Annotated in this window: 13 protein-coding genes; 4 read left to right on the forward strand and 9 right to left on the reverse strand. The window is 63.8% G+C overall.

The window, feature by feature from the left end:
• Nucleotides 1-276: 276 nt before the first annotated feature.
• From tnpC to tnpA, 3 genes are read right to left on the reverse strand one after another with little or no spacing between them, the layout of a single operon-like run.
• A complete protein-coding gene (gene tnpC, locus SJY11_RS18115) occupies nucleotides 277-1,926 on the reverse strand; it encodes an IS66 family transposase (protein ID WP_376986770.1) in 1,650 nt (549 codons plus the stop codon).
• Nucleotides 1,927-1,973: 47 nt separating this feature from the next.
• Entirely contained in the window at nucleotides 1,974-2,321 is a 348-nt protein-coding gene (gene tnpB / locus SJY11_RS18120; RefSeq protein ID WP_376986771.1) for an IS66 family insertion sequence element accessory protein TnpB, read from the reverse strand.
• Nucleotides 2,318-2,713 (reverse strand): IS66-like element accessory protein TnpA, encoded by a 396-nt coding sequence (tnpA, locus tag SJY11_RS18125; protein WP_376986773.1) that lies wholly within the window; start codon nucleotides 2,711-2,713, stop codon nucleotides 2,318-2,320. The genes tnpB and tnpA overlap by 4 nt, the downstream gene beginning before the upstream one ends.
• 369 nt (nucleotides 2,714-3,082) lie before the next feature.
• Here tnpA and SJY11_RS18130 point away from each other — a divergent pair, with 369 nt between their 5' ends.
• Nucleotides 3,083-3,352, forward strand: coding sequence for a transposase (locus tag SJY11_RS18130; RefSeq protein WP_376989366.1), 270 nt, complete (start codon nucleotides 3,083-3,085; stop codon nucleotides 3,350-3,352).
• Between the two features lie 47 nt (nucleotides 3,353-3,399).
• The gene (locus SJY11_RS18135; protein ID WP_376988149.1) at nucleotides 3,400-3,750 is read left to right on the forward strand and encodes a transposase; all 351 of its coding nucleotides are present in this window, start codon (nucleotides 3,400-3,402) and stop codon (nucleotides 3,748-3,750) included.
• Nucleotides 3,751-3,827: 77 nt separating this feature from the next.
• Here SJY11_RS18135 and SJY11_RS18140 read toward each other — a convergent pair whose 3' ends face one another.
• Nucleotides 3,828-5,231 (reverse strand): IS30 family transposase, encoded by a 1,404-nt coding sequence (locus tag SJY11_RS18140; RefSeq protein WP_376988150.1) that lies wholly within the window; start codon nucleotides 5,229-5,231, stop codon nucleotides 3,828-3,830.
• Between SJY11_RS18140 and SJY11_RS18145 the strand changes: the two genes are divergently transcribed.
• Both SJY11_RS18145 and SJY11_RS18150 read left to right on the forward strand, forming a co-directional pair.
• Complete coding sequence (locus SJY11_RS18145) at nucleotides 5,200-5,574, forward strand: transposase (RefSeq protein ID WP_376988151.1); 375 nt, start codon at nucleotides 5,200-5,202, stop codon at nucleotides 5,572-5,574. The two genes, SJY11_RS18140 and SJY11_RS18145, sit on opposite strands and share 32 nt — an antisense overlap.
• A 139-nt stretch (nucleotides 5,575-5,713) precedes the next feature.
• A complete protein-coding gene (locus SJY11_RS18150; protein WP_376988152.1) occupies nucleotides 5,714-8,848 on the forward strand; it encodes a CHAT domain-containing tetratricopeptide repeat protein in 3,135 nt (1,044 codons plus the stop codon).
• A 21-nt stretch (nucleotides 8,849-8,869) separates the two neighbouring features.
• Here the strand turns inward: SJY11_RS18150 and SJY11_RS18155 are convergent, their stop codons facing one another.
• From SJY11_RS18155 to SJY11_RS18175, 5 genes are all read right to left on the reverse strand, one after another.
• Nucleotides 8,870-10,243: a sensor histidine kinase gene (locus SJY11_RS18155; RefSeq protein WP_376988153.1), complete on the reverse strand. Its 1,374-nt coding sequence runs from the start codon at nucleotides 10,241-10,243 to the stop codon at nucleotides 8,870-8,872.
• Nucleotides 10,244-10,250: 7 nt separating this feature from the next.
• Nucleotides 10,251-10,916 carry a response regulator transcription factor gene (locus SJY11_RS18160; protein WP_376988154.1) on the reverse strand — a complete coding sequence of 222 codons (666 nt, stop codon included), beginning with the start codon at nucleotides 10,914-10,916 and terminating at the stop codon, nucleotides 10,251-10,253.
• A gap of 11 nt (nucleotides 10,917-10,927) precedes the next feature.
• On the reverse strand, nucleotides 10,928-12,460 hold the full coding sequence (locus tag SJY11_RS18165; RefSeq protein WP_376988155.1) for a trypsin-like peptidase domain-containing protein: 1,533 nt from the start codon (nucleotides 12,458-12,460) through the stop codon (nucleotides 10,928-10,930).
• Nucleotides 12,457-15,717: a CHAT domain-containing tetratricopeptide repeat protein gene (locus SJY11_RS18170; protein WP_376988156.1), complete on the reverse strand. Its 3,261-nt coding sequence runs from the start codon at nucleotides 15,715-15,717 to the stop codon at nucleotides 12,457-12,459. Before SJY11_RS18170 ends, SJY11_RS18165 begins: the two co-directional genes overlap by 4 nt.
• An 89-nt stretch (nucleotides 15,718-15,806) precedes the next feature.
• Nucleotides 15,807-16,559: a hypothetical protein gene (locus SJY11_RS18175; protein WP_376988157.1), complete on the reverse strand. Its 753-nt coding sequence runs from the start codon at nucleotides 16,557-16,559 to the stop codon at nucleotides 15,807-15,809.
• Nucleotides 16,560-16,814 lie beyond the last annotated feature (255 nt).

The following is a 16,814-nucleotide window of genomic DNA, read 5'->3' on the forward strand; positions in this document are numbered from 1 at the left end:
TTGTGTTTCGGCGTGCAAATTTGGATCTGACGCAAACTCGCTGCAGCTTCGGTCAGATCGCACCGATGAGGCGAGCCTGAAGCAGGTCGATCTTTGCACGGCCGTACATCTGACGTTTGACGAGCTTGAGCTTCGTGATTTGGCCTTCGGTCTGCCCGTTCGACCAAGGCGATGTGACGGCGGCTCGAACGGCCGCTTCGTACGCATACGAGGAGGGCCGCATGACGGAAGCCTTCGCGCGAGGGCCACGGGGGCTATGATGGCGGCACGTGAAGTTCAGGCGGCCTTCTGATCTGCGGGCTTTTCGGCTTCGCGCAGGAGGCGCCACTGCCACGGCAGCAGTTCGTGCAGACATGAGACGGGCAGATCGGCGATGCGCGCCAGGACGTCGGCGAGCCAGGCTTTCGGATCGACGTCGTTGAGGCGAGCCGTGGCGATGAGCGTGAGCATGACGGCGGCGCGGTCGGCGCCGCGCTGGCTGCCGGCGAAGGTCCAGTTGCGCCGCCCCAGAGCGATGCCTCGTAGCGCTCTTTCGGCCGCGTTGTTGCTGAGGCAGATCCTGCCGTCGTCGAGGAAGCGGGCGAAGTCGGCCCAGCGCTTGAGCATGTAGTTGATCGGCTTCAGGACCTCGGCGGAGCGCGAGAGTGTCTCTCGCTCATGCAGCAGCCAGGCATGCATCTCGTCGAGAAGCGGCTTGCTCTTCTCCTGCCGCACTGCCCGCCGCTCCTCGGCACTGCGCCCGTTGATCGCGCGCTCGATCTCGAACAGCGCGTCGAGGCGTTTCACCGCCGCCAGGGCGACCGGGGAGACCGGCTTTCCCTTCACGCCATCGCGGGCCTTTTTCGCGATGTCGGCCAGCTCGAAGAAGCCGCGCCGGGCATGGGCGAAGCAAAAGGCCGGCGTGATCGGCTGTTCCTTCCGCTGCGGGTCGAACAGCGGCTCGAAGCCATTGTAACAGTCGCACTGAAGGATGCCGGCGAACCCGGCCAGATGCTTTTGAGGGTGCTCGCCGCGGCGATCGCTTGAGGCGTAATACACCGCCGCCGGCGGCGCAGGTCCGGCGAAGGGGCCATCATCGCGGACATAAGTCCAGATCCGCCCGGTCGCGCATTTGCCCTTCGCCAGGATCGGGACCGTCGTGTCGTCGCCATGAAGGCGCTCGGCCGCCAGCACATGGGCCTCGATCAGATCGAAGACCGGCTTCAGGGCGAAGGTGCCGTGGCCGACCTGGTCGGCCAGCGTCGACAGCGGCAGGTCGATCCCCTCGGCCTTGAAGCGCGTGCTCTGACGGTTGAGCGGAGCGTGCATGCCGAACTTGTCGAAGAGGATCGTCGCCAGCAGTTGCGGGCCGATGAAGCCGCGCGGCGTCGCATGGAACGGCGCCGGCGGCTGGCTGACCTTCCCGCAATCCCGGCAGCTGAACTTCTCGCGCACCGTCTCGATCAGTTTGAAGCGGCGCGGGATTTCTTCCAGCGTCTGCGTCACGTCCTCGCCCAGCTTCGACAGCCGCGATCCCCCGCAGCAGGCGCAGGCAGAGGGTGGATCGATGATGATCCGCTCGCGCTCGATGTCCTCGGGCCAAGGTTTGCGCACCGGCCGCTTGCGCGTGAAGGCGCGCACGGTCCCGCTCTTCGTCGCCGCGGCGGCGGCGATAAGCTCGTCCTCGCTCGCCGCGGTCACGAGTTCGTCGAGCTGAAGCTCCATCTGCTCGATCAGCCGTGCCGTGCGTTCGGAACGCTGGCCGTATTTCTCGCGCTTCAGCTTCTCGATCATCAGCTGCAGATGCGCGATCAACGCCTCGGTGTCCGAGAGTTTCGCCTGCGCGCTGGCGGCCACCGCCTCGGCCTGCAACCGCGCCTCGCGTTCGGCCCGCAGCGCCGCCAAGGCACTCGCGAGGTCCGAAGGAAGATCGTCCGGCTTCACCATCACGAAGCCAGTGAATCAGATTTAGCCTGCGATTTCAAAGGCAAATCCTAGCCGACCCGCGTCGGACGCCAAGTTTCCTGGGGGCTACGCCAATCGATTCCCGACAAAAGATAGCCGAGCTGAGCCGTAGAGATCGTCACTGCCCCATCCGCCGGACTCGGCCACAAAAAGCGTCCCCGCTCCAGCCGTTTGGTGAACAGGCAGGCCCCTTGGCCATCATGCCAGATCACCTTCAAAAGATCGCCGCGGCGCCCTCGGAAACAGAACAGATGCCCGCTCAGCGGATCACGGCTAAGCACTTCCTGAACCTGCAGCGACAGGCCCGGAAAGCCACGGCGCATGTCGGTGTAACCCGTCGCAAGCCAGACCCTCACCCCCGGCGGGACCGGGATCATCGCAGCGTCTCCAGGCCGCGTATGATACGAAGCAGCGTATCAACATCAACCCTTCCGTCGACGACGACACGCCGCCCGTTCGACGTCACGATCTCGATCCGGCTGCCATCCACCGGCAGCGGGCTGGTCGTCGCCGTCACCTCCGGCACGATCACAGCCGGAATGAACCCAGCGCTTGAAGCGGGACCAAGCCGACCGGCACGTGCGGCATCGCGCCAATCGTTCAACTGCGAGCGCGTGATCGCGTACTTGCGCGCCGTCGCCGAGCCCAGTCGCCGACCCGAATAGCTCTCCTCAACGATCCGCAGTTTCGCTTCATCGCTGAAGCGCCGCCGACCGCCCCGCTCAACGATCTCAAGCCGACTGATCGGTGTGCCTGTATAGACGTCCATACAGACACATTCTCACCCCCAAGCATCAATCCTCAAGACGGCCGAGCTCGTAGGGGTACGCCGCTTCGTCCTTTCTGACGCCGCTGCAGAACGACGCCACGAGGCTGTCGGCGGCGCGATCCATCCATAACGGCATGCCAGCGACGGCCCTGGTACGGATCATCTGTAAGCGGCGCCCCGATCGCACCTTCTTCGCAGGGGCCTGAGCGGTCAGTGTGACGATCCTGATTGGAGGGTCGTTTTGTGTCTAGGCTTGACCATAGACTTGAGCCGGAGGGCGAAGTCCGGCGCTTTGAGGTGATCAACGGTGCGATTGGCCGCCGTCGCTGGAGCGGCGATGAGCGGGCGCGGATCCTGGTGGAGACGCTGGTGCCAGGCGCGGTGGTGTCGGCGGTTGCCCGCCGCCATGGCCTGACGCCACAGCAATTGTTCACCTGGCGGCGCGAGGCGCGCAAGGCGGCGGAGGTGCTGCCTGCCTTCGTGCCGGCTGTGATTGCGCAGCCTGTGGCCGTAGTGTCGGAGGTGGGCGCATCGTCACGATCCTCGCGACCCAGGCGCCGCGCGCAGAAGCGTCACGGTCCGTCGCCGTTCAAGGTCGCAGACGATAGTGGAGTGCGCCCCTTGAGGCGGACAGTGTGACGACAGGGAATTGACCGGGGAGCCGGGCTTTAGAAGGATGAAAGCCCATGGCCCGACACCGCACCCACAGCATCGAGTTCAAGCGCCAGGTGGCGCAGAATTACCTAGCTGGCGAGACGCTCCATAGCCTTGCCCGTCGACATGACCTGTCGCGCAACCTGATCCGCATCTGGATTCAAAAATTCGAGGGCGGCGCCTTTGACGACGAGGCCGCCGCTGTCGATACGATCGAAGCCTACGAGGCGCGCATCGCCGCGCTGGGGCGGCTCGTCGGCAGGCAGGCCCTGGAGATCGAGTTTCTAAAGGGGGCTCTAAAGCACGGACCGCGGCCGAGAAGCACGACTACATCCGTCGTCACCGGCCCCGCGGCATCTCTGTCGCAGAAGGATGCCGGCTGATGGGGATCGCGCGCTCGACCTACTACGATAAGCCGGCCATCAGCATCGACGACACCGAGCTCGTCGAGACGGCGGATTCAACCGGTCATCGCAACACCGGCATCATACTGCTGGGCGAGGAACTGATCGAGCACTTCGCTCGGTGTTTTCCACCCGAGCGTTTTGCGGGGCCGGGTGTTCATCGCGTGAGCGACGGCGGCCAGCTCCCCGGTTGAGTGCCGGCTGAGATCGGTCCCTTTCGGGAAGTATTGCCGCAGAAGGCCATTGGTGTTTTCGTTCGAGCCGCGCTGCCACGGGCTTTGCGGATCGCAGAAGTAGACTTCCAGTCCGCTCTCGATGCGAAGCCGTGCGTGCTGAGCCATCTCGGCTCCCTGATCCCAAGTCAGCGATTGACGAAGCGTCCTGGGTAGTTCGCTCATGGATTGGATGATCGCCGTGCGAACGGCTTCAGCACCGTGTCCGGCAAGCGGCGGGCCGTTCTTGACCCTCTGTCCACGCTGATACCCTTCTTGGCGCGGCAGGTGCAGCAGCATCGTGAAGCGCGAGCTGCGTTCGACGAGAGTGCCGATCGCCGAGCTGTGCAGACCCAGGATGAGATCGCCTTCCCAATGGCCCGGGATCGCCTGATCTTCGACCGCCGGTGGCCGTTCGCTGATCATGATGGCATCGCCCAAGAAGGCTTTTCCACGGCCGCGGGTCCGCTCGCGCGGAACACGCAGAGCTCGACCCGAGCGCAAGCAGGCCGTCAGCTCCCGACGCAATGCACCGCGACCCTGGATATAGAAGGACTGGTAGATCGCCTCGTGGCTGATGCGCATGGTGGGATCCTCCGGGTAATCGATCCGAAGTCGTTGAGCGATCTGCTCCGGGCTCCACGCGGTTGACCAGCGCCGGCTCTGCCGAAGCACGGCGCGACGCTTCTTCCATATCACCTTGGGACCCGCGAAGCCGGTGCCATCGACGTTCGTGACGAGACCCGAGAGTTGCCGCTCGACATAAGCGCGTAGAGTAGGGTTGCTGGACAGCTTGCCCGGGCCAGGCCGTCGTGCCGCGCGGTCGGCATGCCATTGAGCGGCGATGGCGCGATAGTCGAGCTTGCCGCCGCGTGTTGCAGCGTTGCGGCGCACCTCCCGTGAGATCGTGCTAGGCGAGCGTCCCAGTTTCCGTGCGACGGCACGGATCGCTGTTCCCTTGGCCAGTTCGATCGCGATCTCCTCGCGCTCGCCGAAAGACAGGTATCTTCCGATAGGTATCGGCGCCAAAGGCGCAAAGTGGGTTGGCGGCATACCTCCCGAACTCCGAAACCAGCGCGGCCCCAGCGGCGCCGAAACACCGGCGTCGGCGGCCGCCTGCTCGCTCGTACGTCCGCGCGCGATAGCCTGCCAGAAACGGCAATAGTGCTCACGCTGCCAGGCAAGTGGCCTTCCTGGCGAACGTAACTTCTTCCGCGTGCATCTCTCCGATGCTCGTCGACCAGCCATCGTCACAACCTCCTATCTCTGGTTGTTGCGACGACCGGTTGAATCCGCCCAATACGCGGCCGGGCGCTACCGGCAAGCTCTCGCCGAACAAGGCCTGGTCGGATCGATGGGGCGCCGCGGCAATCCCTATGATAACGCCAAGGCCGAGAGCTTCATGAAAACGCTCAAGGTCGAGGCCGTCTATCCGATGGCCTATGAGACGTTCGACGATGTTGCTGCCGACCTTCCGCGCTTCATCGATCAGGTCTACAACGCCAGCCGACTGCACTCCGCGCTCGGCTATCTCAGTCCGCAGCAGTTCGAGGATCAACACGCCCGGCTCACGGTCAAAACCGCAGCCTGATCCTGTCTACCCGCAGGGGCGCACTCCATTGACAATCCTATTCACGTTCTGCGTACTCAGGCTCCTCGCGCAATGGTGACTGTTGCACTCCGCCCAAGGCAGTCGCCAGCCCGCTTTCCTCAGCGCAAGGAGCTTGGTCGTGACGCGATCGTGGAGCAGCATCGGCTTCGACAGCTTGCTTCCGAGCCTCGCCTCAGTGGCGATGGCAGCGATTTTTGTGGCCGTGGCGCTGAACGACGCGACGGCGCAGGCGGCCGAGCCGCCCGGCGCAAACCATGCAACACCGCAAGCCGGCCCGTCGGCCAACGACGAACCGCTCACGGCAGCCGCAATTGACACGCTCAACAATCAATTTGCACGACTGTATGCTGCCGGCAAGCTCGCTGAGGCCGAAGTTGTTGCCAGCCGCGTTCAGGCTGCAGCCGAGCGGCGCTACGGCGCCGATCACATCGAAACAGCCACGAGCCTTAACAACCTCGCCCGGGTGCTAGCTTCGCAGAACCGTCTCAATAAGGCGGAGGCACTTCACTGGCGGGCTCTAGCGATCCGCGAAAAGGCCCTGCCCGAGGGTCACCCGAGCATCGCCGTGAGCCTCAACAACCTCGCCAATGTAGTAGCTTCGCAGAACCGCCTCATTGAGGCGGAAACATTGTACAGGCGAGCGCTGACGATCTCCGAGAAGGCATGGCCCGAGGGGCATCCAGACATCGCTACGGGCCTCAACAATCTGGCTGATGTGCTAGATTCGCAGAATCGCCTCACCGAGGCGGAGCCGCTGCACCGGCGGGCACTGGCGATCCGCGAGAAGGCGCTGCCAGACAGCCATCCCGACATAGCCCAGAGCGTCGCTAACCTTGCCCGGCTGCTAACTTTGCAGAACCGTGCCGCCGAGGCGGAGCCGTTGCACTTGCGAGCGATAGCGAGCTACGTGAAGGCCCTGCCCGAGGGCCATCCGGCAATCGCTACGAGCCTCGGCAACCTCGCCGCGATGCTACGCTCACAGAACCGCCTCAGTGAGGCGGAGGCGCTAGAACGACTATCGCTGGCGATCTACGAGAAGGCGCTGCCCGAGGGCCATCCGAACATCGCCACAAGCCTCGATAACCTCGGCTTTGTGCTAGCTTTGCAGAACCGCCTCACCGAGGCGGAGCCGCTGAACCGGCAGGCGCTGGTGATCCGCGAGAAGGCATTGCCCGAGGGCCACCCGGACATCGCCAAGAGCCTTGAGAATTTGGGTCTTACTCTCGCGAGACGGGGACGGACTGAGGAGCCAAAAGCGCTATTGACTGCGAGCGTAGCCATCTTGACCGCGCCGCAGAACAAGACCCTGATCGCGGGCCAAAACTGGCGCTGGTATGCGCGCCAGCGGATTGGCTTGGTGATGCTAAGTAAACGCGATGGGGTCCCTGCGACCTATCAAGTGGTCGAAGCGCATCGAACTGCCTTCCGTGATCTTCAGTGGGAGCGGTTGGGCGGGACTGGCGGCGCGATTGCGGCTGCTTCGGCGCGGTCTCAGGCGGCCGATCCGGAGGTGGGTCGGCTGGCGCGCGAGCGTGACCGGTTGCTGGGGGAGCTGAAGCGCTCCGACGACCGGTTCCTCGCCGTCTCGTCCTCGACGACGTTGCCGCAGGACGAGCGCAGCCGGCGGATGGCGGAGCTGCGGACGGGGTCGGAGGCGCTGCGGCGAGCTCTGGAGGTGGCCGACGCCGAGATCGGCCAGCGTTTCCCGGCCTATGCCGAGCTGGCCGAGGGTCGGCCGCTTCCGGTCGAGGAGCTGCAGCCGCTGCTTGGCCCCGACGAGGTGCTGGTCTCGATCACGCCGTATGACGGCGGTGGCTTCGTCTTCGCCTATGGTCGCGAGGACGGACGGGTCGCGACGCTGCCGCAGGTCGGCGACGTTGCGGCTCTGGCGGCGCGGCTGCGCTGTTCGGCGGCGCTGCCGGACAGGACTTGCGCACCCGGCGGCCCGACGGCCCAGCCCGCGCCCGCAACCGCAGTCGCCATGGCCGCCGGCGCCGCGCCCGGCGCATCAGCCCCGGCTGGGGCGGGCGCCGTCCGCGGCCCCGAGGAGGAGGCCCTGGGCCGTCCTGATCTGGCGGCGGGCGGGGCGCCCTTCGACCTGGCGCTGGCGCATGATCTCTACACCCGCCTGTTCCCCGAGGAGATCCGGGCGTTCGTCAAGGGCAAGCGGCTTATCCTCGCCCCGGCCCCCGAGCTGCTGGCGCTGCCCTGGCACCTGCTGCTGACCGCGCCGCCGCCGGAGGGCTGGGACGCCCCCGGGACCGACCGCGTCGCGCTCTACAAGCAGGCGCCCTGGCTGTTCCAGTCCCACCCCGCCATCACCGTCCTGCCGACCATTGCCTCGCTGCGGGCGCTGCGCGGCAATGCCGTCGTACGCGCCCCGGCCGACCGCGCCTTCATCGGCCTCGGCGATCCCGTCATCGGCCGCACGCGAGCCGAGCGCGACGCAGCCCCGCTCGACTGCGCCCCCGCCGCCGCCGCGGCCGGGCCGGTCCAGGTCGCCGCCCTGCGCGCGCCTGGCAGCACCGAGAACGTCTTCGGCGACGCCCGCGGCGAGGACGGCTTCGTGCTCGCCAGCGTCGAGGCCGTGCGCGGGCAGCCGCGCCTGCCCGACAGCCGCTGCGAACTGATCCAGATCGCCGACACGATCGCCGCGCGCCAGGCGCAAGCCGAGCCGGGGCGGGACACTGCCTTCCCCGCCGTCCCCCGCCCGGCCCGGGCCGGCGTCGACATCCTGCTGGGACCCGATGCCAGCGAGACCCGGCTGAAGGCGCTCAACACCAGCGGTGAGCTTGCCCGCTACCGCATCCTCCACTTCGCCACCCATGGCCTCGTCAGCGGCGAACTCCAGCTCCCCGAACCCGCCCTTGTGCTATCCCCGCCGGCGAAGGCCTCGGTCCAGGATGACGGTCTGCTCACCGCCAGCGAGATCGCCACCCTCACGCTCGCCGCCGATTGGGTCGTGCTTTCTGCCTGCAACACTGCAGCCGGCGACGCAAAGGGCGCCGAAGCCTTCACAGGCCTGGCCAAGGCCTTCTTCTATGCAGGAGCCAAAAGCCTGCTGACCTCGTCCTGGCCAGTCTACTCCGACGCAGCCGTCGCCATCACAACGCTCGCATTCCAGAACCAGCACGACGGACGCGCCAAAGCCCTCAACCACGCCATGCGCGACACCCTCGCCGCAGCCAACTCCGAACACACCGCACACCCCGCTTACTGGGCTCCCTTCGCAATCGTCGGAGACGGAAGGTGAGGACGGAGGGAGACCGCATAATCAGCCACAAGCGGCGGCGGGAAAGCTGAATACAACGCGAAGTCCCGGCTCGTTGTCTTCGAATTTCAACCCAACGCCAAACTGCTTGGCAATTGCCGATACCAGAGCTAACCCAATACCAGAACCAGCGCCGCCATGAGCGCACTTTATGCGATAGAAGGGCCTCAAGACGCTTTCTCGCTGATCGGCGGGAATGCCAGGCCCCTTATCCGTCACGACCAATCTGATGAAGTTGTCCTGCTGTTCCAGACGCATTGCAACGGCTGAGCCAAGCGGAGCGTATTTGATGGCATTGTCGATTACGTTCCAAATCATCTGTCGAAACAAGGCTTGATCCCCCAACACGACGAAATCGCCATCGGCTTGCATGGCGAAATTGATTTGACTTGGACTCGCCACAACCATCGCGATCTCACCAAGTTCTGTTACCAGCGCAGTCAGATCGACGGAGTCGCTGGTGGGGGGCATGCCCCGCACTGTCGCGATACGATAAAGCCCCATGAACGTGTGCGAAATAGCTTCGACGAGTTCGGTCACGCGCTTGAAGCTGGCAGGCTGGCCCTTTGCAACCTGGTTTTCTAGGCGCTCAATTTCCGTCCGAACGAGGGTCAAGGGCGTTCGCAGCTCGTGCGCCACGCGCTCTGAATATGCTTCTAGCCCATGAATTTGATCGTCGATCGTGTCGAGCATCGCATTGATGTGGGCAGCGATCTGACTTGTCTCACGCAAGGTGTGAGAAACTGCGAGCCGCCGCATAGAGCCCGAAAGACGGTAGGTTCCGCAGAAGGTCGCGATGCCATTGATATCATGAACGATCTGGCGTGAGACTGCCCATGCGCTTCCAACCGAGATTACGAGAACGGCCGCTATTGAAACCAGACCAGCAACGACCAGAGCGCGCAATTGGGCTGTGGCGCCCTTGGTTGAAGAGCTCACGATCAACCAAAGCCCTTCGGATATCATTGCTCGCTTGGCTAGCCAGCGCTCGACCCGCCCTTCACCGTTGGCTTGATCGAACGCTGCGGTCTGGTCTTCTTCGAACAGGATCCGGCCTGGTTCGTCGATCGACGAAACCGGGCAGGTTGCCGAAAGCGATTTCTGCGGAGCGCCGCACAAGCCGTTCTTGTCCAGTAGAGCATACCGGTGACGGTTTTCACCCCCGAGGCCGAACATGACCTCTCTCTTGAGCAAATCGGCAATCTCGTTGGGACCCTGCAAAAACTTTACGCGAGTGATCTCATCATCGATTTGACGATACACATCCGCATTCAACCTTGCAGAAAAAAAGGCGATTACTATCGACCAAACAATACAAATTGCAATAAAAGAAAGCACGCCTGCCCGCAACAGCGCGTAAGCGTAAGATCGGCTCACCGCTTCCTTAATCAAAGCGATAGCCTACGGAGCGTTCTGTTGCAATGACGTCCTTCGGAGCGCCCAACCGCTTTAACTCTGAGCGCAATCGGAAAATATGAACTTCTACGATGCCGCTGCCTGGGTCAAACGGCATGTTGAAGACGTGCTGGCGGATCATATCCTGAGACACCGCGATCCCCTTGTTCCTAGCAAGGTACAAGAGGAGCTCGAATTCGCGATTCGTCAGCTCCAGTCGGTGATTTGCGTAACGCGCGGACCGAGATTCGGCGAGTATCTCGAGTCGTCCTGATCGGATGACCTCTTCGCGATAGGCCACACGCCGTAACAGAACTTGGACTCGCGCGACGAGTTCGGCGCTGGAGTACGGTTTCTCCATGTAGTCGTCTGCGCCATAGCTCAAACCTTCAACCTTGTGGCTCGGTTCGCCGAGGGCGCTCAAAACGAGGGCGGGCACCATGTTTCCTTGCATACGGATCCGACGTAACGCGTCGAGTCCGTCACCGTCCTCCAATATTCGATCTAAAACTAGAACGTCGAACTTCTCGTGATCGACAAGCCGAACGGCATCTTCTACACTGGTCGTATGCTGACATATCCAGCCATTCTGTCGTAAGACATCTAGGATGTTCGCAGCAATCTCAGGGTGGTCCTCGACCACCAGAATCGACAATGGGCCCATCGTCAATAATCGATGCTCGGCGTCGTCGCCTGGTTTCCAATCTTCTGGCGGCGCCCCTCCCCGTCTAAACGGGGCACGAGAACAAATTCGGCAGCATAAGGCGGGCGAGATACGAGCATGGCTAGAGCGGGAAGCTGCAGCGTTTGCCAAAGGCGTAACAAGTCTTCTGGTGAAGTCACCGGATGTCCACCTACCGAATGAATAACGTCTCCGGGGGCCAAACCGGCACGATAAGCTGCACCCGTATCGCTTGTTTGGCTGAGTATGACGGACGCTTCTGATGCCGACGTTGATCGGGAGTCAGCGACAAAATCTGCCCCGAAAGCGAGAGGCTGTCCTCGCTGGGGCTGACCCGAGATAGATTTAGGGCGCGCGAAGGAAGCCGGTCGAGTGTGCCCGGCAATCGATTCGGCTGGACCGAGAATGATCGTGACGGCGCTGGCTACCCCCCCGCGCAAGATCGACAGGTCTAGGCGTGTCCCAGTACGGGCAAGGAGCAGATGGCGACCAAGGTCGCGAAGCTTTGTAGCCGGAGCGCCATTGATAGCCCGAACGATGTCTCCTACCCCCAGCCCACCTTGGTCAGCGGCGCTGCCAGGCTTGATGCGAGATACGATAAGCCCTATTGGAGGTGATACCTGCAGGCCTTGCGCCAGTTCTGTGTTAAGCTGCTGAAAGCCAGCGCCCAGACTGCCGCGATTGATCTGTCCGTCTTCCAGCAGTTCTGACACGACCGTGGTGATCAGAGGGCTCGGAATCGCCAATGCGATGCCGACGAATGCATGGGATTCGTCTGCGATCGCAGTGTTGATGCCGACCACTTGGCCGCATGCATCAATGATGGGGCCCCCCGAGCTCCCCGGATTGATAGCTGCATCGTGCTGGATGTAGCCGATCGAGTCGCTATCTGAGTAGCGTTGCTCCAAGCTCGACACGATGCCGCGTGTCACGGTTGCGCGATAACCGAATGGATCTCCGATCGCATAGACTTCGTCACCAGGCTCGACGCTGAGCGTCGCTGATAGCATCAGTTCTGGAAAGCGACCTTCGCCATGTAGCCGCAAGACCGCCAGATCGGTGACAGGGTCTGCACCGATGACTTTGACCGCGAATAAACGCCCATCGACGAGGCGCACGCGCATGTCGCCCTCGGCCGCCAGGACATGGTTGTTGGTGACCAGAATGCCTTCGCTACGGATCAAAAAGCCGCTCGCCTTGGGCGCGAACTGGCTTTCGTCCACTACCGGTTCAACGTCGGGAGTATCCCGTCTTGCTGGCTGCCGTACAAGAATGCTCACCACTGCTTCGCGCGCCGCGCGAACGATGGTCCTCACTGGGCGGCACGCCGCGTCGAGTCCACCAATTGGCTGTGCCATGGCGGTCATATAGACGCCGTCCATCCCCGCTAGCGCGGCGCTCGCGGTCATCCACTGCAGCGCCCTGCGACGGGAGATCAAGGCTGATTCAAGCTGGGTAATTGGCATTCGTCTCTTCTTTGTTTGATCGTCGAGAAATTCGACGTTCGACGCCCTCACCTTCCGTCTCCGACGATTGCGAAGGGAGCCCAGTAAGCGGGGTGTGCGGTGTGTTCGGAGTTGGCTGCGGCGAGGGTGTCGCGCATGGCGTGGTTGAGGGCTTTGGCGCGTCCGTCGTGCTGGTTCTGGAATGCGAGCGTTGTGATGGCGACGGCTGCGTCGGAGTAGACTGGCCAGGACGAGGTCAGCAGGCTTTTGGCTCCTGCATAGAAGAAGGCCTTGGCCAGGCCTGTGAAGGCTTCGGCGCCCTTTGCGTCGCCGGCTGCAGTGTTGCAGGCAGAAAGCACGACCCAATCGGCGGCGAGCGTGAGGGTGGCGATCTCGCTGGCGGTGAGCAGACCGTCATCCTGGACCGAGGCCTTCGCCGGCGGGGATAGCACAAGGGCGGGTTCGGGGAGCTGGAGTTCGCCGCTGACGAGGCCATGGGTGGCGAAGTGGAGGATGCGGTAGCGGGCAAGCTCACCGCTGGTGTTGAGCGCCTTCAGCCGGGTCTCGCTGGCATCGGGTCCCAGCAGGATGTCGACGCCGGCCCGGGCCGGGCGGGGGACGGCGGGGAAGGCAGTGTCCCGCCCCGGCTCGGCTTGCGCCTGGCGCGCGGCGATCGTGTCGGCGATCTGGATCAGTTCGCAGCGGCTGTCGGGCAGGCGCGGCTGCCCGCGCACGGCCTCGACGCTGGCGAGCACGAAGCCGTCCTCGCCGCGGGCGTCGCCGAAGACGTTCTCGGTGCTGCCAGGCGCGCGCAGGGCGGCGACCTGGACCGGCCCGGCCGCGGCGGCGGCGGGGGCGCAGTCGAGCGGGGCTGCGTCGCGCTCGGCTCGCGTGCGGCCGATGACGGGATCGCCGAGGCCGATGAAGGCGCGGTCGGCCGGGGCGCGTACGACGGCATTGCCGCGCAGCGCCCGCAGCGAGGCAATGGTCGGCAGGACGGTGATGGCGGGGTGGGACTGGAACAGCCAGGGCGCCTGCTTGTAGAGCGCGACGCGGTCGGTCCCGGGGGCGTCCCAGCCCTCCGGCGGCGGCGCGGTCAGCAGCAGGTGCCAGGGCAGCGCCAGCAGCTCGGGGGCCGGGGCGAGGATAAGCCGCTTGCCCTTGACGAACGCCCGGATCTCCTCGGGGAACAGGCGGGTGTAGAGATCATGCGCCAGCGCCAGGTCGAAGGGCGCCCCGCCCGCCGCCAGATCAGGACGGCCCAGGGCCTCCTCCTCGGGGCCGCGGACGGCGCCCGCCCCAGCCGGGGCTGATGCGCCGGGCGCGGCGCCGGCGGCCATGGCGACTGCGGTTGCGGGCGCGGGCTGGGCCGTCGGGCCGCCGGGTGCGCAAGTCCTGTCCGGCAGCGCCGCCGAACAGCGCAGCCGCGCCGCCAGAGCCGCAACGTCGCCGACCTGCGGCAGCGTCGCGACCCGTCCGTCCTCGCGACCATAGGCGAAGACGAAGCCACCGCCGTCATACGGCGTGATCGAGACCAGCACCTCGTCGGGGCCAAGCAGCGGCTGCAGCTCCTCGACCGGAAGCGGCCGACCCTCGGCCAGCTCGGCATAGGCCGGGAAACGCTGGCCGATCTCGGCGTCGGCCACCTCCAGAGCTCGCCGCAGCGCCTCCGACCCTGTCCGCAGCTCCGCCATCCGCCGGCTGCGCTCGTCCTGCGGCAACGTCGTCGAGGACGAAACCGCAATGAACCGGTCGTCGGAGCGCTTCAGCTCCCCCAGCAACCGGTCACGCTCGCGCGCAAGCCGACCCACCTCCGGATCGGCCGCCTGAGACCGCGCCGAAGCAGCCGCAATCGCGCCGCCAGTCCCGCCCAACCGCTCCCACTGAAGATCACGGAAGGCAGAACGACGGGCGTCCGCGACGTGGTCGGTCGCGGAGACCCCGTCGCGTCGCAAATAGTCCGAGGAGAGCCCCATACGCCAGTCTAAACTAGCCCTCCAATAGTGTGGATTGACCGAAGTCCGATTTCGAAAGGCTGTAAAGACTGTTACCGACCCATCTAGAAGCGATAATGCTTCAACAAATTGTCCACGCGAGGCTACACTGACAGCCAAATTAGCCTGAAACGTGCCAACAAGGCGATGGTCCGCAGGCATCGAATTCATTGCGATATCCAGTGCGCGTCGATTCAATATATCGGCTTCGCTGAACCGCTGAAATCCAAGCATGAGCGCGCTGAGGTTGTACAGAGTTTCGCCGATAAGGGGGTGGTTTTTGGGTAAAATATGCTCCTGAATGTTTAACGCATGCCTCAGCAAAATCTCTGCATCGTCGGGCCACCCGAGCTGTGCTCGCAGTACTGCGAGACTAGCAAGCCCTTGAGAGAAGCGCGGATCTTTTGCTGGTAATTTTTCGAACTTTGACAGAGCCTGCACCAATAAGGCCTCGGCCTCAGTTAAACGATTGGAGCGAGCCAACACCAAACTCAGATTAGCAAGACTCGTGGCGATAGCTGGGTGGCCTGCTGGTAGTGCCTTTTCTCGGATCGCTAGCGCCCGGCGATTGAGCGCCTCGGCCTCAGGAAGCCGCTCCTGCGCATGCAGGACCACGGCCAGGTCGTTAAGGCTGATTGCGACGTCGATTTGAATTTCTGGCAAAGCTTTCTCGCGGATTGTGAGCGCGCGCCGCAGTAAATTTTCGGACTCGACAAGCCGGTTTTGCGAGGCCAGCACTGAGGCAAGATTATTGAGGCTCGCAGCAATGTCGGGGTGCCCGTTAGGCCGAGATTTTTCGCGGATCGAGAGCGCCCTTAGGTGCAGGGCTTCGGCTTCGTTGAGGCGGACCTGAGAATTAAGGGTTATAGCGAGGTCGTTAAGCGATTGAGCAATGTCGGTATGATCAGTTGGCAATGCCTTTTCACGGATCGAGAGCCCGCGTCGTTGCAAAGTCTCCGCCTCGTCTAGCAGGCCCTGTCCGCCTAGCGATTTTCCAAGAATGTTGATACTTGTGACAGTTGCTATGTGGCCTTTGCCGTAAATGCGTTCGGCTCCAACAAGAGCGCGACGGGCGACAGCTTCGGCCTCAACGAGCATGCGGGCGGTATAAAGCTGTTCCACCTGACCGTTGAGCGTTTCGATGTCGGCTGCCGTCAGCCGTTCGTCGATGGCAGCCGGGCCGGCTTGCGGCACGGCCTGTGCGGTGCCGAGCGGCCCGGCCGTCTGCGCCGTGGCGCCATCCGGCGCCACGGTCGCCAAGAGCATCGCCGTCGCCATTGCGGCTAGGTTCGCAAGCGAACGGTCGAGGCCGATACTGTTGCGCACGCGCGTCACGACCGAGCTCCTTACGCTGATAAATGCGTATTTGGGACCTACAACCGCCGGCTCGAGCCTTTGCCGGAGCCGGCGGCGTGTCGGCCGTCTTAGTTGGTGACGAGTGTGTATGCGTTGTAGACGGAGCCACGGTTGACGACTTCGACGCGGAAAAAACCGGTCCAGCGCGGGTTCCACCGGCAGAAGAGTTGGTCGGTATAGTCGTCGTCCTTGCAAATAAGGTTGCCGTTCTCGTCATAGACATAAAGATCGAGATCGGTGTCGCCGTCGCCAGACACGGAGACTTCGGCCGATTCCCGACCACGAAAGCGTTCGGTGAAGACGTCCGTGGCGCCGGCGCGAACGCGGGTGCTCGTCCGGCCCACACCGCCGACGCGTCCGCGCGAGGCTGTGGCCTCGACATCGGCGATCATGGCGAGCAGGGTCTTGTCGCCCGCAGCGAGGGTACGCGCGCCGGTCAGCACTGCGGCAAGATCGAGCGGCTTCTTGTCGGCTCCTGCTGAATCGGTGCCGCCTCGCTCAACCTTCTCGCGCTGGCGGTCGGCCAGCGGTACCGATGCGATCAGGCGCGCTGCCGCGATCACGACCAGAGGATCCTTGCGCTCCTGGCCGATGCCATAGAGCTGGTAGCCCAGCGCCAGATCGGCGAGGACGCTGCGGATCGTGCCGCTCTTGGCCTCGGCATTAGCTCCCGCAGGCGCGGTCGGGGCGTGCACAGCCGCGGCTGGCGCAGCCGCGGCTTGCTGGGCGAGCGTGGGGCCCGTCAAAGCCAAGCCAAGGACCATAGCTCCCGCCAGGCGGGCGAGACAAACAGTGGAAAGGCGGGACGTCAGGTTAAACATGTGCGGGCTCCAGGCAGCTGCAACAGATCAGAACCCGGGAGGACAACATCGCCCAACCGCAGCCTGATGATGCAAAAATACATCCCAATCACCGGCACAACGCAAATTAAGATTGCCGTCATATTCGCGATTCCACGCGAGAGGTCGTTGTTTAGGTCCATTGCAAGGCATTATCGGGCTGGCCTTCATAGGCTTGGACCGCATCGGCAAGCGCTCCTCGGTGTTTGATCCCGGATTTTGATGGTGCGATCTTTT

This window comes from Allobosea sp. R86505, from assembly GCF_042466375.1.
Classification (GTDB): domain Bacteria; phylum Pseudomonadota; class Alphaproteobacteria; order Rhizobiales; family Beijerinckiaceae; genus Allobosea.